Source organism: Bifidobacterium sp. RTP21102st3_E2_RTP21102_210122, from assembly GCF_040916945.1.
Lineage (GTDB): Bacteria > Actinomycetota > Actinomycetes > Actinomycetales > Bifidobacteriaceae > Bifidobacterium > Bifidobacterium longum.
Map to the genome: position 1 here is coordinate 246,885 of NZ_JBCPAN010000002.1, position 25,655 is coordinate 272,539.

The following is a 25,655-nucleotide window of genomic DNA, read 5'->3' on the forward strand; positions in this document are numbered from 1 at the left end:
AGGCCCGACCATGCGATTCGGCGACATACTGCGGCTTTGCAGACAAAACCTATGGCGGCGTAAATCCCGTACGATTCTGACCGTGCTGGGCGTTATCGTCGGCTGCTGCTCGATTGTGCTCATGGTCTCTTTGGGCCAGGGCATTAACGAGCAGAACGAGAAGATGCTCAAATCGATGGGCGATCTGTCCATCGTCACCGTGTACACCAACGGTTATGCCGGTCCGATGGGCGGTGGCGGTTCGTCCGAGATGGGCGATACCAAGCTCGACGACAAGGCCGTGGAATCCTTCCGCGCGATGAGCGGCGTATCCGGCGTGACGCCGATGATGAACTTCCCTTATAACGTGACGGCCAGAGCCGGCGCGGGCGGCCGTTACCTCTACGATTACGTGCAGATCATGGGCATCGACATGACCCAGTTCGACCAGATGGGCTACAAGCTCGTCGGTGGCGAGAAGCCGGTCAAAAAGGATCAGGTGCTTGCCGGCGAATGGTTCGCCTATGGTTTCATGGACACCCTGAAGAACGGCGAACAACGCACCAGCACACGCGGCGGTCAGTATTCCTCATGCACGTTTGACCAGACCACCGGCCAGTGCGAGGAAGACCAGGACGAGGATCCGTTCTTCGATCCGCTCGCCACGCAAATCAGTCTGACCACCGGCACCAATTATCAGGGCGACCAGTACACCATGAACATGTACGGCGGCGGTGGCGGCACAGGCGGTGCGGGTGGCAACACCGCGGGTCAGTCGGAAAACGTCACCTTTGATGTGCGGGCTTCCGGCATTGTGGCGGGCGACTACAACAAAGGCTATGCCACCTCCGACGGTCTGGTCATGGATTTGCAGGCGTTGAAGGAACTGGCCGCCAAAGTCGATCCAGCCGCCGCCAAAAAAGCCACCGCCTATAATCAGGTGCTGGTCAAGGCCGCCGACCTCAAGTCCGTGCCCGAAGTCGAATCACAGATCAAAGCGTTGGGCTACGAGACCTCCTCCTATGAAGACATGCGTAAGTCGTTGGAAGAACAGTCGCGCGCGATTCAGCTGATTCTGGGCGGTATCGGTGCGGTTTCGCTGTTGGTTGCGGCCATCGGCATCGCCAACACAATGGTTATGTCCGTAACCGAGCGCACGCGCGAGATCGGCATTATGAAGGCGCTTGGCTGCTACGTTCGTGACATTCGCGTCATGTTTCTTGCGGAGGCCGGCGCGATCGGATTCTTCGGCGGATTGGTCGGCTGCGTGCTGAGCGGACTGATATCGCTGGGCATCAACGTTGTCGGCGCGTTGTATGCGGGCGGCATGAGCGGCGGCATGTCTGGCGGTATGGTCAGCGGTGCAGGCGGGGGCTCCGGCGACGGTACCGGTGGCGGAACATCTATCTGGACCATACTCTGGCAGGCGATAGTTGGTGGCGAGAATGTGACCCGTTATTCGGTGATTCCGTGGTGGCTGTTCCTGTTCGTCGTACTGTTTTCCACGCTGATCGGCTTGCTGTTCGGCTTCGGCCCGGCCAATAAAGCCGTTAAAATCCCGGCCCTAGACGCCATCAAAAACAACGAGTGATCGCCTCTGTCACCTGCTCCACCGTTAGTCCATAACGTTCGTTCAGTTCGCCCAGCGGCACGCGGTCGGTAAATTCCTTGGCTGCGCCGAAGTTCAGCACATGAGGATTACGGCTGCCGTCCGAGACATGATGATTCGCATAATATGCGGTCACTTTCTCGCCCCAGCCGCCTTCAAGCTGCCCGTCTTCAAGGGTGATGACCTGCTGGTGGCCATCACGCAACGACTCCAGTACGTCTGAATCCAGCGACGTGCACTGGCGCGGGTCGATAACCGTTGCCGTGATGCCATAATCGGCAGACAATGCGGCGGCCGTCTGCTCCGCCAACGGATACGCATTGCCCAGTCCGATAATCGCGACGTGCGAGCCCGTCTGATTGACCCGCCAATCCAGCATGTGACGCACACCGGCACGCTGAGCCGTTACGCTAACGGTCCCGCGGACTGTTGCGGCAGATATGCCCCCGCTGGCGGAGGCTGGCAGCGAAGTTGACTGGGGGCGGTCAGCGATCTGCCCACCCGTCACCGGCAGCAGCGTCGCATCCCGTTCCGCCGTCAGAATCGCCTCGCCCGGCACTCGAATCACCACCGGACCAGCAGGGGCGTCCGCCGAACCGGCCGGCGCGGTAGCCCATGCCAGATCAGCCAGATAGTCGCGAGCCGAAGTCGGCACCAGCATCGTAGCCCCTGGAATATTGGAGAACATCGTCACGTCATACGCGCCGGAATGCGTATTGTCCGAACCGGACAGGCCGCCCAGAAAATCAAGTACCGTGACTCGCGAACGGTTCAGGCTCATCTCCTGGAAGAACTGGTCGTACGCGCGCTGGAAGAAGGACGCCGTGGTGGCCACCACCGGCGTGCCACCCGCCCGTGCGATGCCGGCAGCGTACGCCACGGCATGCGATTCGGTGATGCCCGTGTCTACATAATGTGCGCCCGCGCGCTCTCGGAACTCATGGGTGATGCCGTTCGAGCCCGGCGTGGCGGGGGAGATGACCACGAGTCCCGGCTCGGCGGCGAAACGCGGTTCGAGTGCGGCCATCGCCATTTTGCCGTAATGCTTGCGCGGATCGTCCGGCTTGCCGATTGCGGCATCCGGATTCTGCCAATGCGAGGCCTCGCACTGGCCCTCATGCGGTTCATGATCGGACAGGTTGCAGTGATCCGAATGCCACGGCTCGCTGTGGTTCACGTTATCGGTGGGATGCACGCCGGTGGGGGAGTCGAACGAAACCGGTGAGGCCGAGGCGGTTTGCCGATCTGCGTGAGTCTCCTCACCGTCATATCCTGCGCCCTTCAGCGTATGAATATGGACCACCACCGGATGATCGATATCGCGCACTTCCTCGAAAGCTGCGACCAGCGCGGAAACATCGTTGCCGGCCTCCACATACCGATAATCCAAGCCAAACGCGTTGAACAGATTCGGCTGGGCGGTGCCACCGGACGCGCGCAGGCGGGCGAGCGGACCGTACATGCCACCGAAATCGCCGGCAATCGACATCTCATTGTCGTTGAACACAATGATGAGATTGCCGCCCTGCTCAGCCGCGTTGTTCAGTCCTTCAAACGCCACGCCCGAACTCAGCGAACCATCGCCGATCACGGCGATCACATTGCCGATGCCGCTGTTCGGGCCTTCCATATCGCGGGTTTTCGCCAAACCGCAAGCCAATGAAATCGAGGTACCGGTGTGACCGAGCACGAACTGGTCGTGTTTGCTTTCGTCCGGATTGGTGAAGCCGGTCACCTCGCTGAAACGGTCCGGGTCCAGATAGGCGGCGGCGCGGCCCGTGAGCATTTTATGCACGTAGCTTTGGTGGGATACATCGAACACGATGCGGTCACGCGGCGAATCGAATACGCGGTGCAGGGCCACCGTGGCCTCCACCATGCCCAGATTGGAGCCGATATGACCGCCGTGTTGGTGGCCATATGCCAGCAGCGTGGTGCGAATCTCACGGCAGAGTTCGGCGAGCTCGTTGGGGGCAAGGGCCTTGACATCGGCCGGGCTGGCAATGCGGCTCAGCAGATGGGAGTCGTCGCCATGGGAAGGGGTAATGCTCGGGGGTATGTCGTGAAGGCGTGCGGTCCTCTCGGCAGCGCCGGAGACGGCGAAGGAATCGCTTGAATCAAATCCGTTTCCTGACGCGCTGCGCATACCCTCGAATCTCCCTTCGCTAGTCTTTCCGAAGTTGAATGCTAACGCCCGGCATTGTCCGAGGTCCACATGACGAAGCAATGCCCCCAACATCTCCGTAAATGGGTGATTCGTTCGCTGCGCGATGTGGGACAATGAATGCGGTAATTCCTTTTGATACCAAGGAGCGCGCAATGAAGGCCGTATACGCATCCACCGTCAACCATGCCGATCCGCTTGCCGCGTTGGCAGTGGGCGAGCAGCCCGAACCCCAGGCCCGCCCGTTCTGGTCGACCGTTTCGGTGCGCGCGGTGACCGTAAACCATCACGACGTCTGGTCGCTACAGGGTGTGGGTCTCGCCGCCGAACAGACGCCGATGATCCTGGGCACCGATGCCGTGGGCATTCTGGACGAGGACATCCCCGGCAAGCATGGGCTCAAGGCCGGCAGCGAAGTGGTGCTGTACACGTTCGTCGGCACCGATGGCGCGGGCGTGGCCCCGGGCGAGCGCCGCACGATCCTCTCCGAGAAATACCCCGGCACGATGGCCGAGAAGACTTCCGTGCCGTCCGCCAACGTGTTCGCCAAGCCCGCAAGCCTCACCACGGCTGAGGCGGCCGCACTCGGCACCAGCTGGCTGACCGCCTACTCGCTGTTGTTCGATGCCGCCGGCATCAAGCCGGGCGACTCCGTGCTCATTCAGGGCGCGGGCGGCGGCGTGTCCACTGCGGCCATCCAGCTCGCCCATGCCGCCGGTCTGGAGGTGTTCGTCACCTCGCGCGACGCGGACAAGCGCTCCAAGGCGCTGAAACTTGGCGCGAACGCCGCGCTGGAGATCGGTGCCCGCCTGCCGCGCAAGGTCGATGCGGTGATCGAATCCGTGGGCGCGGCTACTTGGAGCCATTCGATGAAATCCGTGCGCCCCGGCGGCACCATCGCCATCTGCGGCGCCACCACCGGCGACCAGCCTGGTGCGGAGCTCACGCGACTGTTCTTCCAGGACATCCGTGTGCAGGGCTGCACCATGGGTTCGCGCGAGGATTTCGCACGATTGCTGCGCTTCGTGGAGCACGCCAATCTGCATCCGGCGATCGACTCCGTGGTCAGCGGGCTGGACGCCGCGCCCGAGGCCTTCGCCAAGATGATTGCCGGTGACGTGTTCGGCAAGATCGTTATTGAGCTGTAAGCCTCACAGAATTATGTATTGAGAACGATTCGCTGCGTGGCTTAACTCCGCTATCAGGAGTACAGTGGGCCTTATTCTCAATAACTAGGGAGTAAATGATAATGGCAAATGAATCCAAGCCCGAAGTCGCGGTGGTCATGGGATCGGCCAGCGACTGGGAGACCATGAAGCGTGCCTGCGATATTCTCGACCAGTTCGGTGTCGTCTACCACAAGCAGGTCATTTCCGCGCACCGCACGCCCGAGCTCATGGCCGAGTTCGCGCACAATGCCCGCGCCAATGGCCTGAAGGCCATTATCGCCGGTGCCGGCGGTGCCGCCCACCTGCCGGGCATGATCGCCGCGCAGACCACGCTGCCCGTAATCGGCGTGCCCGTGCGCTCCCACGCCCTGTCCGGCTGGGATTCGCTGCTGTCCATCGTGCAGATGCCTGGCGGCATCCCGGTGGCCACCACCGCCGTCGGCAACTCCGGTGCCACCAACGCCGGCCTGCTCGCCGTGCAGATGCTCTCCGCCTTCGAGCCGGAACTGGCCGACAAGCTTGAGGATTACCGTAACGAACTGAAGGAAAAGGTGGCCGAATCCAATGCCCAGCTTGTCTGAAGAAACGGGCGGCCGCGTCTCCATGCTGATGCCGGGCTCGACCATCGGCATCATCGGCGGCGGCCAGCTCGGCCGCATGATGGCTTTGTCCGCCCGCTACATGGGCTTCCGCGTCGGCGTGCTTGACCCGACGCCGAACTGCCCGACCGGTCAGGTGGCCGACTTCCAGATCACCGCCGAATACGATGACAAAACCGCCATCCATGATCTGGCCGTGCAGTCCGACGTGCTCACCTACGAGTTCGAGAACGTGGACGCCGATGCCATCGACGAGGTGCGCGGCATCACCGCCACCCCGCAGGGCACCGACCTGCTGCGCGTGACCCAGCACCGCGTGCACGAGAAGCAGTTCATCAACGACCACGGCACCGCCACCGCACCGTGGCGCGCCGTCAACAACTTCGATGAGCTTGACGCCGCATTGGATGATATTCATTATCCGGCCGTGCTGAAGACCGTGTCCGGCGGCTACGACGGCCACGGTCAGCTCGTGCTGCGTTCCGACGCCGACTTGGAGAAGATCCGCTCCCGTTCCGACCGTGGTGGCGGCTTCCCGCCGAGCATCCTGGAAGGCTTCGTCGACTTCGCATTCGAGGCTTCGATCCTGGTCTCCGGCAACGGCAAGGACTTCGTCACCTTCCCCATCGTGCGTAACGAGCACCGCAACAACATCCTGCACATGACCATCGCCCCCGCCGAAGTGTCCGAACATGTGGCTCGCGAAGCGCATGAACTGGCGATTCGCTTGGCCAAGGGCTTCGAACTGGCTGGCACGCTGGCCATCGAACTGTTCATCACCAAGGACGATCAGGTCATCGTCAACGAGCTCGCCCCGCGCCCGCACAACTCCGGCCACTACACCATCGAGGCCTGCTCGATGGACCAGTTCGACGCCCACATCCGCGGCATCGCCGGCTGGCCCATGCCCAAGCCCAAGCTGCTCTCGCCGGCCGTGATGGTCAATGTACTCGGCCAGCATGTGGAGCCGACGCGCGCGCTGATCGCCACCCACCCGGAGTGGAATGTGCACGACTACGGCAAGGCCGAAGTGCGCCACGACCGCAAGATGGGCCACATCACCGTGCTCACCGACAACCCTGATGCCACGGTTGCTGACCTTGAGGCCACCGGCTGCTGGGACGACCTGAAAAAGAAGGCGTGACCTTATCGATGGTTGAACATATCGAACGCCAGACCAAGCAGAAGGACGCGATTCGCGCCGCCTTGGCCGACTGTGAGGAGTTCATCTCCGCTCAGGACCTGCACCGCAGGCTGGAGGACGAAGGCTCGAAAATCGGCTTGGCCACCGTGTACCGCCAGCTCAACGCCTTGGCCGATGCCGGTGCCGCCGACACGATCCGCCTGGACGGCCAGCAGCTGTTCCGCCTATGCGGCGACGACGGACATCACCACCACTTGGTGTGCAAGCGGTGCGGCAAAACCGTGGAAATCGACCCGCCCAGCGAGGCTTGGCTGCGCAAAGTGGCCGACGGCCACGGCTTCACCGTCGAATCCCACACCCTGGAGGTCTTCGGACTATGCCCTGATTGCCAAAAGGAGCAGAAAGCGCAGAAGGCTCAGAAAGCAGTGAGCGAATAACAAATGGGATCGGCTTCAAAGCCGATCCCATTTGTTATTCCGCTGCTATTCCACTGACTTCAGCGCGCCGAGCATGCTGTTTCTTTGAGGTCGTGTTCTGCACGATGCCTTTCACGCCGTCCAGCTTCATGAGCTTGGCGCTGCGCGACTCCACATTGGAGGTCTCGTGGTTCTTGAGCCGCACCATATAGGCGTTCGACTGGTGCTGCTCGCCGAACACGTGCTTATAGCCACCCGAAGTCATGAACATGAAATGCCCGAAGTAGGGAAGCCGGCTTGTCACGCAGCTTGCGTTTGGCCGCTACCCAGGCCGGTACCACGGTGCTCGCCCAGGCCAGCAGGAACGCCGCCAGGGTGATGGCAGGGTGGAACGCCAGCATGACACGCCGATGTAAATGCAAATGATAATAATTCTCAATACATGTTATTCTGTCGTGTTGGTGGCTGGGCGATGATGCAGCAACAGCAGCATCGCCCAGCCGTTCGGCTAATTAGAGAGGAAAACCCAATCATGTCCATCATGTCCAACGCCAAGCGCGCGCTCGCCATCGCGGCCGCCGCGGCGACCCTGCTCTCGATGGCCGCCTGCGGTTCCAGCAACGCCGCCAGCGGCAAGTCCGATTCCAGCGGCGCCGCGTCTTCCGGCAAGATCGAGGTCGTCGCCTCCATCAACCAGTGGGGTTCCGTGGCCGAAGACCTCGGCGGCAGCAACGTCGAAGTCACCAACATCATGACCAAGACCAACGTCGAGGCGCACGATTACGAGCCCACCAGCCAGGATGTCGCCAAGTTCGGCACCGCCAAGGTAGCCGTAGTCAACGGCGCCGATTACGACCCGTGGGCCACCAAGGCCGCCCAGCCGACCAAGGCCACGCTGGTCACCGCCGCCGAAACCGCCGGCATCAAGGAAGGCGACAACCCGCACGTCTGGTTCTCCGCCAAGGTGCGTTCCAACACCGCCGACGCCATCACCGCCGCCTACCAGAAGGCCGACCCGAGCCACAAGGACGACTACGCCAAGCTCAACAAAGAATGGCACGCCAAGGAAGACCAGCTTGAGTCCAAGATCAAGGAGACTTCCGCCAAGACCGAGGGCCTGCCGTACGCCGCCACCGAATCCGTGGCCTGGTACCTGGCCGACGACCTCAAGATGACCGACGCCACTCCGAAGGGCTACGCCCAGGCCTCCGCCAACGAGAGCGAGCCGACCCCGGCCGACATCAAGGACTTCCAGGACACCCTGAAGGCCGGCTTCATCAAGATGTTCGTCTTCAACAGCCAGGAAGCAAACTCCACTACTGACCAGATCACCGGTGCCGCCAAGGACGCCAACGTGCCGATCGTGGAGCTCGCCGAGCAGATGCCGAAGCAGTACACCAACCTGCTCGACTGGATGAGCGCACTGGTCGACCAGTTCGCCGCCGCCGTGAAGTAATGCGGCAGTAGCCGTCAATCCGCAACAGCGATAAGGGGAATAATCAAGTCAGATAGCGAGGCGTTGTCTAGGGGAGAACAGAACACTTCGCTATCAGGGATAGGCTCCTTATATATCAGGGTGCTTCGGGGATGTCCCGAGGCACCCTTTGCGTTAGGGTGAATAGTTAGGAAACGGTAAGAAAAATAGTGGAACTATGGATTTTCCAAGGTTCAGCGGCAACAATATGCCCTTGAAAAGTCACATACGGAAACAGGCGAATGAGCGAGAACACTAGTAATACCACCACAGTGAAACCCCATTTCAAGCTTTGGGCCAAAAAGGTCGAAGCCAATGAAGTCACGCCCCAACACCCCCACAAGCCCTTCCCCGGCTGGGTGTACGGCGTGCTCTTCGTTATCTTCGACATCATTGTCGTGACGGCGCTCGAAGTGGGCGTTTCGTCCAGCTCCACCCGTGTGCAGCTGTCCAGTCCGACCGTCGGATTCGGCTTCGTGAGCAAGATGTGGACCGACGGCAATTTCGTATTCGTGCTCAACGTGATACTTGTCGCGTTGCTGTACCTCATGTTGCTGATGCTGTTCAACCGGTTCTGGACGGCAAGCATCGTGATTCTCGCGGTCGGAATCATCGTGGCCGCCATCGAACATTTCAAGGTCGAGATCCGTTACGAGGCCATTCTGCCCGCCGATCTAGGCTTCCTTGGCTCGAACACCGGCAACATGCTCACCTTCATTCCGGCCGGTGCGCATGTGACCATCCTCGTGGCACTCGGCGCGTTCGCCGTACTGCTCGCGCTGATTCTGGTGCTGCGTCATTTCGATGGGCGCAAAGGTCGCATGATTCGTACGGATAACCTGAGCCTGAACCTCACCTCCCGTCTGATTCTTCTGCTGCTGCCGATTCTGGTGTTCGCGTTGTACTGCATTCATGTGAGCACCACCGATTCGCTGGCCAACAAGTTCTCCCGCGCCTTGGGAGACACGCCATCCATGTGGGATTCCGTGTATGACGCGCAGCGCAATGGTCCGCTCGTGGCCTTCACCCGCCAGCTCAACCCGAAGATCATGGACAAGCCGAGCAACTACTCCGAGGAGACCATGAAGAAGGTCGCCGCTCGCTATCAGAAGGAAGCGGAGACAATCAACGCCTCCCGCACCAACAACCTCACTGATTCGACAGTGGTGTACGTGTTGTCCGAATCCTTCTCTGACCCGAGCCGCGTGCCGGGACTGAAGACCAATAAGGATTCGATGCCCAACATCCGCAAGATCAAGGCGGGCACCACCTCCGGCCTGATGCTCTCCTCCGGCTACGGCGGAGGTACGGCCAATCTCGAATACATGGGACTTTCCGGCCTGAGCATGGCCAATTTCGAGTCCTCCCTGTCCAGCCCGTACCAGCAGCTGGTCCCGAGCCAGCATTGGACTCCCACCATCAACCAGCTGTGGGGCGCGCCCGTCAACTCGCTCGGCTACCACCCGTACGAATCCAGCATGTACTCGCGTGCCACGAACTACAAGAAGTTCGGCTTCTCGCACTTCTACACGTTGACCGGTCCGGACGTGATCAAGTATCAGGACAAGATCGACGAGTCGCCGTACGTCTCTGATAAGTCTTCCTATGATTCTGCGTTGGAAGGCATCAAGTCCGGCAAGACGAACAAGTTCATTCAGATCATTACCATGCAGAATCACATGCCCTACCACGAGTGGTATGAGAATAACGACTACACCGCCGAATCCACCACGGGTACGCCGCTGGGTGATGATGAACAGCAGTCGATTGAGACCTATCAAAAGGGTGTGGAGATTACCGATCAGGCCACTCAGGAGTTCCTGAACGAACTGGATGCGCTGGATAAGCCCGTCACCGTGGTGTTCTACGGCGATCACTTGCCGGGCATCTACTCGTCCGCCAGCGAGGATGGCAACAACTCCTTGGCCCTGCACCTGACCGATTACTTCATCTGGTCGAATAAGGCTTCCAGCTCCCAAGGCAATAAGGCAAGCGATGCAGCCTACTCTTCGCCGAACTTCTTCGTGGCGCAGGCCGCCGATCACATGAACGCCAAGGTCAGCCCGTATCTGGCGTTCCTGACCGAAATGCATTCCAAGATTGCCGCTATGGAACCGCCTGTGGTCAACAAGGTCCAAGGCTGGGATCGTATTCCCGAAGGCCAGAACATCTATCTCGACCAAAACGGCAACCCGATGTCCACCGATGACTTCGACAAGGAAACCAAGCAGTTGCTTGCCGACTACAAGCTCATCCAATACGACATCACCGCCGGCAAAAACTACCTCAAAGACACGGACTTTATGACGCTGCCGTAAAGCAGACAGCCTAGTAGGCTGTCTGTAGGCAGCGTGCGAGCCGACAGACGAGCCAGCAAGGCGCGGGGCGTAGCCCGTCCAAAATTGCAGTAGCGCTGCCGTAAAGCAGGGGGTGCTTTCATGACGAACCAGACTTTCGAACAACTGAAGAAGACTTACGAATCCGGTCGTACCCGGCCGCTGGCATGGCGCCGCGCGCAGCTGAACGCACTACGCCGTCTGGTTACGGAGAACCGTGATGCCTTTGTCTCCTCGGCTATGGCTGACTTGGGCAAGCCCGCGGCTGAAACCGTGCTCATGGAACTGAACCTGGTGGCTGGTGAAGCACAGTTCGTGCGCAATCGTCTGAGCCTTTGGACCGCCCGGCATCCCAAAGCGATGCATTGGATGTTGCAGCCGGCTGCCGGATGGACGATTGCCGAGCCCAAAGGCGTGGTGCTCATCATTTCACCGTGGAATTATCCGGTGCTGCTGGCCTTGGAACCAATGGCTGATGCGCTCGCTGCCGGTAACGCCGTCTGCTTGAAACCGTCCGAGCTTTCACCGAATACGTCCAAGCTCCTTGCTGAGTTGGTGCCGCAATACCTTGACTCCGAGGCCGTGCGCGTGGTCGAAGGCGGGCCCAAGGAAACCGGCGAACTGCTGAAATGCCCGTTCAACCACATCTTCTATACCGGTGGCGGCCACGTCGGCAAAATCGTCATGCGCGCGGCGGCCGAGCATCTGACGCCGGTCACGCTGGAACTCGGCGGCAAGTCGCCATGCTTTGTGGATCGCACTGCGGACATCAATGTGGCTGCACGCCGCATTGCGTGGGGCAAATTCACCAATGCCGGGCAGACTTGCGTGGCACCCGACTATGTGCTCGCCACGCCGGATGTGGCCGAGGCTCTGGCCGAGCGCATCGCCGTAGCCATCACCGAATTCTATGGCGAAGATCCGAAGGCCTCGCCTGATTTTGGTCGTATTATCAACGATCGTCATTTTGAACGACTGTGCAAGCTATTGCCGGTCGGCACCGTGCCGCCTGAGGAGCCGAGCTCGCCGCTGGTGCAGGTGGCATCGGCGGTAGGCGCGGCCATGGATATGGTTGGGCGGCGCTTCAATGCCGTGACTACTGGGCGCGGTGGCGCGGGGGAGATGGCCGGCAGCGCGAACAATGCGGCGAAGCCGACGGCCGGTTCGAATATGGCAGCCGCTGATGATGGTGCGACTGCCTCGGCCGCTGTTGAGCCGAGCGAGATTCACAAGGTGCCCGGCGTGTTCGACCTGGCCGGTCGAATCGTTTGCGGCGGCAAGGTCGATCGTGCCGCCCGGTATATCGCGCCTACCGTGCTGTACGGTACGTCGCCAGATGCGCCAGTAATGAAGGAGGAGATTTTCGGGCCGATTCTGCCGATTCTGGTGGTCGAGGATGCCGAGTCCGCAATCCGATTCATCAACAAGCGGTCCCGGCCGTTGGCTGCATATGTGTTCTCGCGCGATCACGAGGTTCGGCTGACTTTCGAACGTCAGACCAGCTCCGGAGCCTTGGGATATTCGCTGCCGTTGGGCCATCTGCTGTCCAGCCGGTTGCCGTTCGGTGGCGTGGGCGCGTCCGGCATCGGCACCTACCACGGCAAAGCAGGCTTCCTCACCTTCAGCCACGTCAAAACCGTGGTTACCAAGCCGCAGTTCCCCGACACTCTGCGCCTCGTGTACCCGCCCTTCAATGAAGCCAAGGCCAAACTGTTCGACATCATCGCCAAATTCAGCTAGCGTGATATCGCTCGCTGATATTGGGTGATGGCGTTGTCATAGTGACGTTCGCTGTCCCGGTAATTACGTCAATCGATTGATTCGTGTACCGGGCCAGATTTTTCTGTCCTAGTATTTGATTTCGGGTCATTTTTGCTTACCGGGACAAAACTGACGCCGGAAGTATCGTCCGCGTATTACGAAAATGGCGGAATAGTGCGGTTTCGTATGGAAGGGAATTTCAAATATTCCTATATTCGAGGGGTTCAGCTGTCCTGGTTTGCGAAAAAGAGCCGAAATCGGCTACCGGGACAGAAAAATCTGGCCCGGTAGCCACGTCAATCGATTGACATGTCTGCCAGGCCAAAAATATGCAGCAGATGCGCCGCTTCTGTTACTTCAGGGCTTTGAAGCCGATGTCGTGGCGGTAAAACAGTCCGCGCAGCTCGAGCTTGTCGATGATTGCGTAGACCTTGTCCTGGGCGGACTTGATGTCCGGAGCGGAGGTTTCGACGAGCAGCACGCGGCCAGAGTTGGCCACAAGGTTACCGTGCTCGTCAGAGGCGACACCGGCGTAGTAGACGTGCGAATCCTCGTCGACTTCGATTTCGGGCACACGGGCACCCTTGATGACGTTCTCCGGGTAGCCGTTGGAGGCGATGACCACGCCGAGGGTGGCGTTGGACTCATCCCAGGTGAATTCGGGGGTTTCGCCGTCGAGAATGGCGGAGATGCCGGCACCGAGGTCGGAGGTGAGCTTCGGGAGCACGACTTCGGTTTCCGGGTCGCCGAAGCGGGCGTTGAATTCGATGACCTTCGGGCCGTCGGCGGTGGCGATCAGACCGGCGTACAGGATACCGGTGAATGGCGTACCTTCCTCGGCCATGCCTTCGACGGTGGGGCGCACGATTTTCTCGATGGCCTCGTCGACCACGGACTGCGGAATCTGCGGCACCGGGCTGTAGGCACCCATGCCACCGGTGTTCGGACCCTCGTCGCCATCGTGGGCGCGCTTGTGATCCTGGGAGATGGGCATCGGCCAGAAATCGGTGCCGTTGACAAAGCTCATCAGGGAGAATTCCTGGCCGTCCAGGAAGTCCTCGATAACGACCTTGGCACCGGCGGAGCCGAAGCGATGGTCGATGAAGATGTCTTCGAGTGCGCGCTGGGCGGTGTGCTCGTCCATGGCCACGGTCACGCCCTTGCCTGCCGCCAGACCGTCGGCCTTGATGACAATCGGGGCACCGTGCTCGTGTACGTAGTCCTGCGCCATCTCGAGATCGCTGAAGGTCTTGTATTGGGCGGTCGGGATGTTGTGTCGGTCCATGAGCTGCTTGGCGAAGTCCTTGGAGCCTTCAATCTGGGCGGCGGCCTTGGACGGGCCGAACGCCTTGATGCCGGCGGCGGCGAAATCGTCCACGATGCCTTCGATCAGCGGGACTTCCGGGCCTACGAACACCCAGTCATAACCATTGTTCTTCACGAATTCGATAAGTGCGGCGTGATTCGACTGGCTCAGCTGCGTGGTGTGGATGCCGTCCTTGAGCATGCCCGGGTTGCCGGGAGCCACGGTGACTTCGTCGATGCTCGGTGCCTTGAGCAGCGTGTAGGCAATGGTGTGCTCGCGCGCGCCGGAGCCGATAACCAATACTTTCTGACCCATGTTGTTCCTTTCCTGCGGAAAGCGAGTTACTTCAGTACGATTTGCGTGCCGGTGGTGTCGGCTGCGATCTGGCCGAGCACGTAGGCGGGCTCGTTGTTGTCGGCGAGCAGCTTCAGCGCCTCGTCCTTGCGAGCGGGGTCGATGGCCAGCACCATGCCGATGCCCATGTTGAAGATGTTGTACATCTCCTTATGATCGATGTTGCCGGCCTTCTCCAGCACGTCGAAGATCGGGAGCACGGGCCAGGTGCCGAGCTCGATTTCGGCGGCCAAGCCGTCCGGAATCATGCGCGGGATGTTCTCGATGAAGCCGCCGCCGGTGATGTGGGCCACGCCCTTGACCACGCCCGCCTTGAACAGGGGAGAGAGGGCCTTGACATAGATCTTGGTGGGGGTGAGCAGCACGTCGCCGAGCTTTTCGCCGCCCAGCTCGTCGAGTTCGGTGTCCACGGTGTAGCCGGCCTGCTCGAACAGGGCCTTGCGCACCAGGGAGAAGCCATTGGAGTGTACGCCGGTGGAGGGCAGGCCGATGAGCACGTCGCCTTCAGCGATGGTGGAACCGTCCACGATGGCGGACTTTTCGGCAACGCCGACCGAGAATCCGGCGAGATCGTATTCGTCTTCGTCGTACATGCCCGGCATTTCGGCGGTTTCGCCGCCGACCAGCGCGGAACCGGCCTGTACACAGCCGTCGGCCACACCGGCCACGACCTGCTCAAGCAGTGCCGGGTCGTTCTTGCCGCAGGCGATGTAGTCAAGGAAGAACAACGGCTCGGCGCCCTGGGCGGCGATGTCGTTGACGCACATGGCCACGCAGTCGATGCCGATGGTGTCGTGCTTATTGGCCAGCTTGGCGACCATGAGCTTGGTGCCCACGCCGTCGGTGCCGGAGATGAGAACCGGCTCCTTGTAGCCCAAGGAGGCCAGATCGAACAGGCCGCCGAAGCCGCCGATGCCGCCGACCACGCCGGGGCGGTTCGTGCGGGCCACGTGCGACTTGATGCGCTTGACGACTTCGTACCCGGCTTCGACGCTCACGCCGGCGTTCTCATATGCTTTTGGCATTTGGTTGGCCTTTCTACTTATTTTGGCTCCCCTCTGGAGGGGAGCTGTCGGCAAAGCCGACTGAGGGGAGGCAAGCGCCTCTGGTTCAAAGAATTGTTATTGAGCGGATTGGTGGTGAGCTATTCGGCATCCGGCTGCACGGTGTTGTACTCGTTGCCGATGTACTTGCTCTTGTACAGCGCGAATTCAGGCAGACGCACACGGTCCTCGGGCGTGAGGGACTTCAGGAAGTCGGCCTCGTAGTCGTCGAGCGCAGTGGGGTAGTCGCCGTTGAAGTAGGCGACGCACAGGCCACCGTATGGGGCGTCGGCGTTCAGTCCGATGGATTCGACCAGACCGTCGAGCGAAAGGTAGGCCAAGGAATCCGCGCCGATGTATTCACGGATTTCCTCCACGCTCATCTTGGCTGCGATGAGTTCCTTGGTGGTGGAGATATCAATGCCATAGAAGCAGGGGTACTTCAGCGGCGGGGAGCTGATGCGCATATGCACTTCAGCGGCGCCGGCTTCCTTGAGCAGCTGCACGATGCGCTTGGACGTGGTGCCGCGCACGATGGAATCATCGATGACGATAACGCGCTTGCCTTTAACCACGCTGCGCACAGCAGAGAGCTTCATACGCACACCCTGCTCGCGCAGTTCTTGCGTGGGCTGAATGAAGGTGCGGGCCACATACTGGTTTTTGATTAGACCCATTTCGTTGGGCAGGCCTGCTGCTTCCGCATAGCCGGATGCGGCGGACAATGAGGAGTTCGGCACGCCGATAACCATATCGGCCTCCACCGGGGATTCGGCGGCGAGACGTGCGCCCATGCGCTTGCGGGCGGAGTGCACGTTGACGCCATAGATATCGGAATCCGGGCGGGCGAAGTAGATGTACTCCATCGAGCAGATGGCCAGCTGCGTGTTGTTGGTGTACTGCACGATCTTGTAGCCGTGATCGTTGACCACCACGATTTCACCCGGGCGAATGTTGCGCACCAGCTCGGCGCCGACGACATCCAGTGCGCAGGTTTCGGAGGCGAGCACGTAGGCGCCGTTCTTCATCTTGCCGAGGGAGAGCGGGCGGAAGCCGTTCGGGTCGAGTGCGCCGATCATGGCGTCTTCGGTCATCAGCAGGTAGGCGAAACCGCCATGCACCGTGTTGAGCGCTTCCTTGAGCTTGTCCATAAAGGTGCGCTGCATCGAACGGCGAATCAAGTGCATCAGCACTTCGGTGTCGGAGTTCGAATGGAAGATGGCGCCTTCGTCTTCAAGCTTGCGGCGCAGTGACGGGCAGTTCGTCAGGTTGCCGTTATGGCACAGAGCCACGTCGCCGTCATGGAAGCGGAAGATGAACGGCTGGATGTTGTCTGTGGTGCCCGAGCCGGCCGTTGCGTAACGCACGTGGCCGATGGCGCAATTGCCCTTCAGTCGTTCGATTTCGCGCTCATCGCCGAACACCTGGGTGAGCAGGCCGAGTCCGCGATGACCGATGAGATGACCGTTATCGTTGGAGACGATGCCGGCACCTTCCTGACCGCGATGCTGCAGCGCGTGCAGGCCAAAATAGGTGAGTCGTGAGGCGTCGGGGTGGCCCCATACGCCGAAGATGCCACATTCCTCGTGAATGTCTTCGAGTTCAGCCGACAAGCCAAAGCTCCTTTTTCAAACAGGGGATTAACTATCTATCAACCCTACCAATCGGCGGCTACATCGCGTGTTGTGGGGTGGTGGAACTTGTTGGGGTTTGCGGACGCGGTTTAAGCACCAGATCAGTCAAGTATGAATAGTGGCTTAGGATTTTGGCCTTTCGCTGTTTGTGGTGGGTGGTTGTGGTGTGGGGTGATGCCGACGGGTAGGTTGGAAGCATGGATACCTCTTACCTGTTCACCGCCGCATTACCTGGTGCTCCACTTTGTGCTCAAGCGTGATACCGAATTGTCGGTGTGACGTGATCGGTTGACTTTCGTCAACGCAATTTGAAAGGCTCCGACGGTATTATCCGTCGGAGCCTTTCGTCGTATGAATCCGGTGCTTGTTTTTCGGCTTCGTCTCAGTGCCTGAAATGGCTGAAGAACTCGATGGTCTCGGGATCCTGCGACTCGTCCATCACCTCAGCGGGTGTGCCGTTCTCGGCGATGACGCCGTGACGGAGCAGTACGATGCGGTCGGCCGCTTCGTGGGCGAAGCTCATTTCGTGCGTGGCCATGAGGATTGTGGTGCCTTGGGCCTTTAACTCGGCAACCATGTTGAGCACTTCGCCGACCAGCATCGGATCAAGAGCGGATGTGATCTCGTCAAGCAGCAGCAGTTCCGGGTCGGTCATCAGTGCGCGCGCAATCGCCACGCGCTGCTGCTGGCCGCCAGAGAGCTGATCGGGGTAGGCACTGGCTTTATCGCGCATGCCGATGCGTTCAAGCAGTTCCATAGCGCGGGTTTCGGCGCGATCCTTGCTCCAGTGGTGAACCTTGATTGCGGCAAGGGTCACGTTCCTGAGCACCGACATGTGGGGGAAGAGGTTGAACTGCTGGAACACCACGCCGATACGTGCGCGAATCTTGTCCTGGTCGGCACGCGGGTCGGTGATATCGGTATTGCCCAGCCAAATCTGGCCGTCATCGACCTGTTCAAGCAGGTTGACGCATTTCATCAATGTGGATTTGCCTGAACCGGAAGGCCCCAGCAAAGCCACCACCTCATGTTGGTGAATGTCAAAGGAAATGCCACGCAGCACCTGCGTGTTTCCAAAGGATTTGCGCACGTCATCAAGACGCAGCACCGTCTTGTTGCTCACGGGGGAGTCACTCGCCTCGGTGGTGATATTGGTTATTTCGCTCATACCGTTCCTCCGCTGAGTTCGCGCTTACGCAGACGTTCCGTGTACCAGTCGTTCAGCAGGATGAACGGCACGCTCATCAGGATGAACAGCAGGCTGGCGACCACATACGGCGTGAAGTTGTAGGTGCTGGCCACGTCGATCTGTGCGGCGCGCACGGCATCCACCGCACCCAGCACGGAAATCAGGCCGACGTCCTTTTGCATGGAGATGAAGTCATTCATCAGTGCGGGCGCCACTTTGCGCAATGCCTGAGGAATGACGATCAGTCGGGTCGTCTGGCCGGAGGTCAGGCCCAACGAGCGGGCCGAGGCTCGCTGAGAAGGATGTACGTCGTTAAAACCGGCACGCAGCACCTCGGAGACGTAGGCGCTGTATCCCATTACCACTGCAATGGTGCCGAGTACCGAGGGATCGATACGGCCGAACAAGCCTAGGCCGGGAATGCCGAAACCGATTAGATACAGCACGACGATAATAGGCACGCCGCGCATCACAGTCGTGTAGATCAATGCCAGGATACGCAGCGGGAACAGAATAGGGGAGCGGCTGGTGCGCACCAGCGCGATCAGCGTGCTCAGAATCGCCACGCCGACCACTGCGACGAGCAGAACGCGGATGTTGAGCCATAGGCCGTCAAGCACATGGGGAAACGATTTGACGAAGTATTCGCCGGAGAAGAAGGTCTCCTTGACTCGTGGCCAGCCGGGGGAGAGCTTCAAGCCGATGACGATGACCACCACGAACACAATGGTGCTGATCAGACTGGTAATCGTCGATTGAATTTGCTGATGAACACGATATTGGCGTCGTTCGAGCTCGACCTGACTTACCTCGTGTCCGTCAGGGGCATTGTGCTGCCTGGTTTCGGTTGGTGCTGCGGTCATGTGATGAATGTCGCTCGCTTCCTGAATGCCGGGATGGCCGGGTGCCACAGGAAAATTCCCGCAGCGCCCGGCCAAGGTGTTGTGACCTTATGATGTAAGCCTACTTCACTTACTTCTTCAGTTCGGTCAGGTCGGTGGTGTACTCGGCCAGCCACTTGTCCTGAAGCTTCTTGATGGTGCCGTCGGCGTTCAGGTCATCCACTGCCTTGGTCACGGCTGCAGTCAGCTTGGAATCCTTCGGCAGCACGATGCCCATGCCGCTCTTGTCTTCGGAGTCAGGCAGACGGCCGAGCACCTTGGAGTCCTTGACCTGCTCGGACTGCACCATGTACACGCATTCCACGGTGCTGGTGACCAGTACGTCGATCTGACCGGCGTCAAGTGCCTGAGCCAGTGCGGCATCATCATTGAACGTCTGGATGTCGTCCTTGATGTTCGCCTTGGCGTAGTCGTAGGCAAGGGTGCCGACCATGACGCCCACGGTCGCATCCTTCAGATCGGATACCTTGGTGGCGTTGGCGAACTTGCTGTCTTTCTTGACCACGACGGACTGGCTGTCGTTGTAGTAGCTGGACGAGAAGTCAACGGCCTTCTTGCGCTCGTCGGTGATGCCGAACTGCTGGATGTTGAAATCCCAGTCCTTGGCGCCGGGAGCGATGGCGGTGTCGAATGCGGTGCGGGTCCACACCACGTCGCTCTTCTTGAAACCGAGCTTGTCGGCCACTGCGTAGGCGACGGCCGCCTCGTAGCCCTCACCGCTTTCCGGCTTGTCGTTCATAACCCACGGCTCGTAGGCCGGCTGTCCGGTGGCGATGGTCAGCTTGCCCGGCTTGTACGTCTGCTGGGTGATGTCGTCCGAATCGGTGGAATTGGATGCGGTGGACTGGCCGGAACCGCAGGCTGCGGTGAACGACAGAGCCAGGATGCTGACGGTGGCCGCAATGGTACGGACGATGTGTCGCTTATTGAACATGGGTTTCCTCTCCTCAAGTGTTCGTCATGCACACGGTTCAAACCGTGCTTGATGCATTCGCGCCAATTGTATGGCTATTGGGTTACAAAACATCGATATTTTCGGATGCTGGCTATCGCCATTGCTTATGGCCGACTAGAGCCGCGCAATCTGGCGCGTAAGCGGACGGATATCTCATATTGGCGCAGAGCGAAATGGCGTTCACTGTTCGAGTGTGAAGCCGTCGAATACGAATCCCGGACTGACCACACAGGAGACCAGCGCATCGCCCTGGCCTGGCACTGTGCGCTGCCAGACGCCAGCCGGTACGACCGCATGTCCCGATACGGTTACGTCGGCCTGATCGGTGGTGATGCCGGAACCCAAGGTGATTACGGTTCGCTTGGATTCGTCGGATTCCGGAGTCTCGTCGCTGCCGCCGAGCTCCAGTTTGACCGATGCCGGGCCATGCCACAGCCAGACCTCATCCGCATCGACCTTATGCCAGGCGCTGGCATCTCCCTCGGGCAGCAGGAAGTAAATCAGTGACGATAGCGGTCGGCTTGAGGCCTCATCCGTGTGCGGGGATTGCCAGTCACGCGTGTACCAGCCGCCTTCGGGGTGGGTTTCCAGTCCAAGGCGTTCCACTATGGACCGGGCGTATGGACTCATGTCTTGCAAAGCGACGCTCATAATGAGATCTCCTGTTCTTGGCGGGTTTGCTGGTTTTTGGCTTCTTGATATCAGGTCAGGTCAGCGGTGTCACCAGGCGTTGTTGTAGGCTTCGCGCCCGGATATCACCGTGGCTCGGTTCGTGCCTGCGCCGTGCTTCACCAGTGTTTCCAGCGTTTCTTCGATGCCGGCCGGAGATGATGTGTCGACGGGGATGTCGAAGAACGCGAAATCAGCCAATGCGCCCGCGTTGATTTGTCCAATGCGGTTGCGGCCCACGTGCATACCCATGGAGGCGGCGCCGCCCAGCGTCATCATACGAATCAGGCGATGTGTCAGATCGTCGCTGGCATAGCCTTGTTCGCGGGCCAGGTCGTAAAGCATCGACACGTCATCAAGCAGATCGAGGGTCGGCGTGCTGGAGAGCGAATCGGTGCCCACGCTTACCAGATTGCCTTCCTCGAGGTATTCGCGCACCGGTGCATCTTTGCCGGTGTTGGTAATGCGATTCGATCGGGGGCACAAGGCCACGCCCACGCCGCGCTGACGTAGAATACGCCGATCCTCGCCATTGGCCCACACGCCGTGTGCAATGTGCACATCCGGTCCAAGCGAGCCAAGCTGATCGACGAACTGGATGGCGGAGGCGCCTTTGCCTACTTCCTTGAGCTGCCGGTAGCTTTCCCAATCGTGGTCACTCCAGTCGGCCGCCGAATAAGTGGTGAGCACCGGCGGATAAGTGCCGGCCTCGAGCGGGGTCTCCGCCAGATGGATATGCAGTCGCATGTTCAGCTGACGAGCAATGTCTGGAAGATCAACGAACGGTTCGGACTCCAGCGTATACGGAGCATGCGGGCTGATGCCGAGGTTTGGCAGCTGCTCCTCGTTCATCCGGCGCAACTGCCGGATGAGCTCAGTGCGGCCCTTTTCCATCCATTCGGCGTTGTGCCAGCCCATTACCTCCCAATAAGCGATGCCGTGCATGCCCTGCGAAGCCAGCGCGCCGGCGGCGTCCAAATCGGTGACGATGTCTGCGGCGGCCGTCGTTCCCGATTCGACCATCTGGCGAGCGCCGTCCTCGGCCCACTGCTTCCATGGCTGGGTCTTCTGCGCCTCGGCGTACACCTCGTTGAATGCCAGTTCCCAGGCGCGGAACCGATCGTAGGTGCCTTGCCCGACCTGCACCATGCCGCTGTACTGCAGATGAGTGTGCGCGTTGATCAATCCGGGGGTGAGCACCCCATCCCAATGCCGTTCATGGATGGTGCCGTGAGCCGTCATTTCCTGCTTCAGCGCCTTCAGCACCCAGCGGCGTTTACCTACATGAACCACGCGGTCGCCATGTATGGCAACTGCGCCATCGATGATGACGGGGCCCGTCACGGGGATGATGAGTTTGGCGGAATACAGTGTCACATCATCGATAAGCTCGGTATCGACGGTCGGCCAGGTGTTGTCGGTCATATTCTCCTCGCTGCGTTGTGTTCGGTGCCGTGTCTATGGCTATCGGTCGGCGTTCTCTCGGTCGTTTTCCGCGAATCTGGTCAGTCGCCAATTGTAGCCGTTGTCCTCCACGGCATGGCTGGCTCGGTATCCGCGCGCCTTGAGCGCGCTGGCGGCGATGCGCTGGTCGGTCGCTGCGTCAAGTCTGATAAGCGTGTGATCCAGTGTGCCTCGATGTTCCAGAAGATATGCGACGGCGCTGGCCTGTACGGCGAAGCTCAGATCCATGATCTCGATTGGATTGCCGCCTCCCACCGTGTAGTTCACGCCATCGCCGTCGGCGATTAGCGTGAGCGTTGGTCCGTCGGGAACATTGAGTTGCACGGTGTCCCTGTTGACCTGTGGGGTGAAGTCGCTTACCTCGTCCAAGGCGATTTCGTTGGCGATGCCGCCGATCACTGCGAGCGCCGCGCCCTCGTGCATTGCGCGCATGTGCTCAAGTGTGACCGTATGTCTCACGCCAGTGGCGGACACCACCATATCCGCGCAAGGGAGTGCCTCGTCAATGTCTTGTGCGGCGAAGCCGTCGAACACCGCTTTGAGTGAAGCCACTGGATCGATATCGCAGATGGTGACTTCGGCGCCAAGCGCGCGAATGCGCCGTGCGAAGCCTTGGCCGACCGGGCCGTAGCCGATGACGGTGACGTTCTTACCGTCGAATGCATGCTCGCCGAGAATGCGCTGCATGGTGGTCACGCATGTCTCCCCAGTGCCGTGGGCGTTGTCGAATCCGGTTTTCAGCACACTGTCGTTAACGGCTACGACCGGGTAGGTGAGGGCTCCCGCTTCCTGCATCTGCTGGAACGCGCGTACGCCACTGGTCGTTTCCTCGGCCACTCCAATGAGATTCGCCGTGAGTTCGGGGCGTTCGAGCGAGGCGAGGCGGGCGAAGCTGGCGCCATCGTCGATGATGATGTCCGGCTGTATTTCGTCCAGCAGGTGCAGGGCCGCCTCGTGCGCCTGTTCCGCGGTCCAGTCTCGGCTGGATTCGACCGTGATTCCTTCCCGGCGCAGCTGTTCCGCCACTCGGGGATCCGTGGAATCCGGGCCGCAATATACGCCGACGATTGCGCCGGCGGCCTTAAGCTTGCGCAGCAGAATCGCGGTCTTTGGCTCCAGTATCAGACAGACGGCAATACGAATGCCTGAGAAATCGACGCGAGTGGTGAGGCTATCCATGGTGTCGCGTAATACCGGCATGTGCTGTTCCGCGTACTCCATTGCCTCCAGTCCGCTTGCCTTGCGCATATCGGTGATGGAATCGATGCTTTGTGTGCCGTCGCATAGGAATTCCTCGCTGTGCCCGTCGGTCATCGTGGCATCTTCGACGGTCATGCCCCATTGCTGGGCCTGAGACTTGATTTCGGCATGCTTCTGCGGCTCCGGAATCGCGAGTCGGGCTCCTGCCAGTGATCGATTCGTTTTCTGGGATCGGGCTGCCGCCCACGCTGCAAAATCGCTGTCTGCTGTAATGCTTTTCTTCATATTCCCCATGGTACGCATGCATGCCGCTGCTCTGCCGCTGCGCGTGTGGCGTGGGTGAAGAGCGTGTTTGGGCGCGTTGCGTGCGTCGACTTCGGCAGTTTCGAACAGGCATGTTGCATCGAACAAATGTTCGACTGTGTTGATATGCTGGTCGGGCCAGCGGTGGTAAGGAGGTGATGGCGATGGGCAGCGGAACGGTATCGACGCAACGCGAGCATACCTATATTGCCATTGATCTCAAGTCCTTCTATGCCTCGGTGGAGTGCGTGGCGCGCGGACTCGACCCGTTGACCACGCATCTGGTGGTGGCCGATGAAACCCGCACCGATAAGACAATATGTTTGGCGGTCTCACCCTCGCTGAAGAACTATGGCATTCCCGGTCGTGCGCGGCTATTCGAGGTAAAACAGCGCCTGAATGGAGTCAACATCGAGCGCGCGGTCCATGCTCCCGGCGGCCGATTAATCGGGGAGTCCTGCGATGCATGCGACCTGGAACGCTCGCCGGGACTCAAAGCCTCGATGGTCATCGCCAAACCTCGCATGGCGCACTATCTGGAAATCAGCGGGCAAATATATGGCATCTACCTCAAATACGCCGCACCCGAGCACATCCATGTCTACTCGATTGACGAGGTGTTCATCGACGCCACGCCATATCTGCGCTCGCTGGGTATGGGGCCGCATGCGATGGCGCGAACCATCGTGCGCGAAATCCTCACCAAAACCGGCATCACCGCCACTGCCGGCATCGGCTCCAACATGTATCTGGCCAAAGTCGCCATGGATATCGTCGCCAAGCACATGCCCGCCGACAAGGACGGCGTGCGCGTGGCCGAACTGAATGAAATGTCATATCGTCGGCTGCTTTGGGATCATCGTCCGCTCACCGATTTTTGGCGGGTTGGGCGCGGCTATGCCAAGAAGCTCGAGCATGCCGGACTGATGACCATGGGCGATATCGCCCGATGCTCGGTGGGTCGTGCTTCGGATTACTACAACGAAGACCTGCTGTATCGCATGTTCGGTGTCAATGCCGAACTGCTCATCGACCATGCGTGGGGCTGGGAGCCGTGCGAAATCGCGGATATCCGATCCTATGAGCCAGGTGCGCACAGCATTAGCAGTGGGCAGGTGCTCACCGGCCCCGCCGACTATGCCACGGCCCGGCTGATCACCAAGGAGATGGCCGATGCGCTGGCCCTCGATCTGGTCGATAAAAGCGTGCTGACGAACCGACTGACGCTCGCCGTCGGCTATGACATCGGCAGTCTTGATTCGTCAAAGCTCGATTCGTGCGCTGATTATGCGATGAAACGTGCCGCTGAGCGGGCAGCGAAAAGCTATCAAGGGCCGGTGACCATCGACCGATTTGGGCGCAAGGTGCCCAAGAGCGCGGTCGGGTCGATTGGTTTGGGTGATTTCACCTCGTCGTCGGCACGTATTCGTGAGGCCATGACGATGTTGTACGAGCGCATTGTGGATTCACGCTTGCTTGTGAGGCGGTTGACCGTCATCGCCGATGATGTGGCCACTCCGGAGGAGCTGGCCGCCGGCAAACGCTATGAACAGCTCGACTTGTTCGGTGATGACGAGGCCCAATCGTATGGATCCGATTCCACCAGCGAAAAAGATGGAGAGCATGATATCCAGCGTGCGCTGCTGGATGTGAAACGTAAATTCGGCCGCAACGCCGTCATCAAAGCCATGGACATGGAAGACGGTGCCACCGGTCAGGACCGCAACCGTCAGATCGGAGGCCATCGCGCATGACCCTGCAAGAGACCCGTGCGTACGACGACATCATCAACCTGCCACACCATCAGTCGCGCAAGCATCCGCACATGTCCCGCCACCAGCGGGCCGCGCAGTTCATGCCGTTCGCGGCCCTGACCGGCTACAACCAAGTCATCGAGCAAACAGCAAAAAACGCCGAAACCGCCATCGCTCAGGCCGAAGCCCAAGGCGATACCGATTTCGGCGCTTGACAATCGCTCTCGTTGG

General features: G+C 60.0%; 21 protein-coding genes. 10 read left to right on the forward strand and 11 right to left on the reverse strand.

Translation table 11 applies throughout. The features are described from left to right. Positions 1 to 10: 10 nt before the first annotated feature. Entirely contained in the window at positions 11 to 1,570 is a 1,560-nt protein-coding gene (locus AB5287_RS03020) for an ABC transporter permease (RefSeq protein WP_013582440.1), read from the forward strand. Here the strand turns inward: AB5287_RS03020 and AB5287_RS03025 are convergent. After that, positions 1,554 to 3,734, reverse strand: a complete 2,181-nt coding sequence (locus AB5287_RS03025) for a 1-deoxy-D-xylulose-5-phosphate synthase (RefSeq protein ID WP_131228833.1) — start codon at positions 3,732 to 3,734, stop codon at positions 1,554 to 1,556. The two genes, AB5287_RS03020 and AB5287_RS03025, sit on opposite strands and share 17 nt — an antisense overlap. A 173-nt stretch (positions 3,735 to 3,907) precedes the next feature. On the opposite strand from AB5287_RS03025, the gene AB5287_RS03030 reads away from it, so the two are divergent. From AB5287_RS03030 to AB5287_RS03045, 4 genes are all read left to right on the forward strand, one after another. Then, positions 3,908 to 4,900, forward strand: a complete 993-nt coding sequence (locus AB5287_RS03030; protein ID WP_021975485.1) for a zinc-binding dehydrogenase — start codon at positions 3,908 to 3,910, stop codon at positions 4,898 to 4,900. A 101-nt stretch (positions 4,901 to 5,001) separates the two neighbouring features. Further along, positions 5,002 to 5,502: a 5-(carboxyamino)imidazole ribonucleotide mutase gene (gene purE / locus AB5287_RS03035; RefSeq protein ID WP_007057689.1), complete on the forward strand. Its 501-nt coding sequence runs from the start codon at positions 5,002 to 5,004 to the stop codon at positions 5,500 to 5,502. Beyond that, entirely contained in the window at positions 5,486 to 6,664 is a 1,179-nt protein-coding gene (gene purK / locus AB5287_RS03040) for a 5-(carboxyamino)imidazole ribonucleotide synthase (RefSeq protein ID WP_014484029.1), read from the forward strand. Before purE ends, purK begins: the two co-directional genes overlap by 17 nt. A gap of 8 nt (positions 6,665 to 6,672) precedes the next feature. Next, complete coding sequence (locus AB5287_RS03045) at positions 6,673 to 7,101, forward strand: Fur family transcriptional regulator (protein WP_003828581.1); 429 nt, start codon at positions 6,673 to 6,675, stop codon at positions 7,099 to 7,101. A 34-nt stretch (positions 7,102 to 7,135) separates the two neighbouring features. Here the strand turns inward: AB5287_RS03045 and AB5287_RS03050 are convergent, their stop codons facing one another. Continuing rightward, positions 7,136 to 7,351 (reverse strand): hypothetical protein, encoded by a 216-nt coding sequence (locus AB5287_RS03050; protein ID WP_007053664.1) that lies wholly within the window; start codon positions 7,349 to 7,351, stop codon positions 7,136 to 7,138. Positions 7,352 to 7,612: 261 nt separating this feature from the next. On the opposite strand from AB5287_RS03050, the gene AB5287_RS03055 reads away from it, so the two are divergent. The 3 genes from AB5287_RS03055 (at position 7,613) to AB5287_RS03065 (ending at position 12,630) form a co-directional block, all read left to right on the forward strand. Further along, complete coding sequence (locus AB5287_RS03055) at positions 7,613 to 8,536, forward strand: metal ABC transporter solute-binding protein (protein WP_008783577.1); 924 nt, start codon at positions 7,613 to 7,615, stop codon at positions 8,534 to 8,536. 260 nt (positions 8,537 to 8,796) lie between these two features. Then, positions 8,797 to 10,872 carry an LTA synthase family protein gene (locus tag AB5287_RS03060; protein WP_077321717.1) on the forward strand — a complete coding sequence of 692 codons (2,076 nt, stop codon included), beginning with the start codon at positions 8,797 to 8,799 and terminating at the stop codon, positions 10,870 to 10,872. Between the two features lie 120 nt (positions 10,873 to 10,992). After that, complete coding sequence (locus AB5287_RS03065) at positions 10,993 to 12,630, forward strand: aldehyde dehydrogenase family protein (RefSeq protein WP_007051231.1); 1,638 nt, start codon at positions 10,993 to 10,995, stop codon at positions 12,628 to 12,630. Positions 12,631 to 13,003: 373 nt separating this feature from the next. Here AB5287_RS03065 and purD read toward each other — a convergent pair whose 3' ends face one another. From purD to AB5287_RS03110, 9 genes are all read right to left on the reverse strand, one after another. Continuing rightward, entirely contained in the window at positions 13,004 to 14,272 is a 1,269-nt protein-coding gene (purD, locus tag AB5287_RS03070; RefSeq protein ID WP_007051230.1) for a phosphoribosylamine--glycine ligase, read from the reverse strand. A gap of 26 nt (positions 14,273 to 14,298) precedes the next feature. Further along, complete coding sequence (gene purM / locus AB5287_RS03075; RefSeq protein WP_007051229.1) at positions 14,299 to 15,336, reverse strand: phosphoribosylformylglycinamidine cyclo-ligase; 1,038 nt, start codon at positions 15,334 to 15,336, stop codon at positions 14,299 to 14,301. A gap of 119 nt (positions 15,337 to 15,455) precedes the next feature. Beyond that, positions 15,456 to 16,967, reverse strand: coding sequence for an amidophosphoribosyltransferase (gene purF, locus AB5287_RS03080; RefSeq protein ID WP_007051228.1), 1,512 nt, complete (start codon positions 16,965 to 16,967; stop codon positions 15,456 to 15,458). A gap of 403 nt (positions 16,968 to 17,370) precedes the next feature. Beyond that, the gene (locus AB5287_RS03085; RefSeq protein WP_077389372.1) at positions 17,371 to 18,156 is read right to left on the reverse strand and encodes an amino acid ABC transporter ATP-binding protein; all 786 of its coding nucleotides are present in this window, start codon (positions 18,154 to 18,156) and stop codon (positions 17,371 to 17,373) included. Then, complete coding sequence (locus AB5287_RS03090; protein WP_007053659.1) at positions 18,153 to 19,040, reverse strand: amino acid ABC transporter permease; 888 nt, start codon at positions 19,038 to 19,040, stop codon at positions 18,153 to 18,155. The genes AB5287_RS03085 and AB5287_RS03090 overlap by 4 nt, the downstream gene beginning before the upstream one ends. Positions 19,041 to 19,149: 109 nt before the next feature. Further along, complete coding sequence (locus AB5287_RS03095; RefSeq protein WP_022527414.1) at positions 19,150 to 20,013, reverse strand: ABC transporter substrate-binding protein; 864 nt, start codon at positions 20,011 to 20,013, stop codon at positions 19,150 to 19,152. A 201-nt stretch (positions 20,014 to 20,214) separates the two neighbouring features. Further along, positions 20,215 to 20,685, reverse strand: coding sequence for a cupin domain-containing protein (locus tag AB5287_RS03100; protein ID WP_007051224.1), 471 nt, complete (start codon positions 20,683 to 20,685; stop codon positions 20,215 to 20,217). Between the two features lie 69 nt (positions 20,686 to 20,754). Beyond that, positions 20,755 to 22,128: an amidohydrolase family protein gene (locus AB5287_RS03105; protein ID WP_065443802.1), complete on the reverse strand. Its 1,374-nt coding sequence runs from the start codon at positions 22,126 to 22,128 to the stop codon at positions 20,755 to 20,757. A gap of 39 nt (positions 22,129 to 22,167) precedes the next feature. After that, the gene (locus AB5287_RS03110; protein WP_022527416.1) at positions 22,168 to 23,670 is read right to left on the reverse strand and encodes an adenosylhomocysteinase; all 1,503 of its coding nucleotides are present in this window, start codon (positions 23,668 to 23,670) and stop codon (positions 22,168 to 22,170) included. A 164-nt stretch (positions 23,671 to 23,834) separates the two neighbouring features. Here AB5287_RS03110 and AB5287_RS03115 point away from each other — a divergent pair, with 164 nt between their 5' ends. Together AB5287_RS03115 and AB5287_RS03120 are read left to right on the forward strand one after the other, a co-directional pair. Beyond that, positions 23,835 to 25,424, forward strand: coding sequence for a Y-family DNA polymerase (locus tag AB5287_RS03115; RefSeq protein WP_012471946.1), 1,590 nt, complete (start codon positions 23,835 to 23,837; stop codon positions 25,422 to 25,424). Then, positions 25,421 to 25,639 (forward strand): hypothetical protein, encoded by a 219-nt coding sequence (locus AB5287_RS03120; RefSeq protein ID WP_007051220.1) that lies wholly within the window; start codon positions 25,421 to 25,423, stop codon positions 25,637 to 25,639. Before AB5287_RS03115 ends, AB5287_RS03120 begins: the two co-directional genes overlap by 4 nt. Positions 25,640 to 25,655 lie beyond the last annotated feature (16 nt).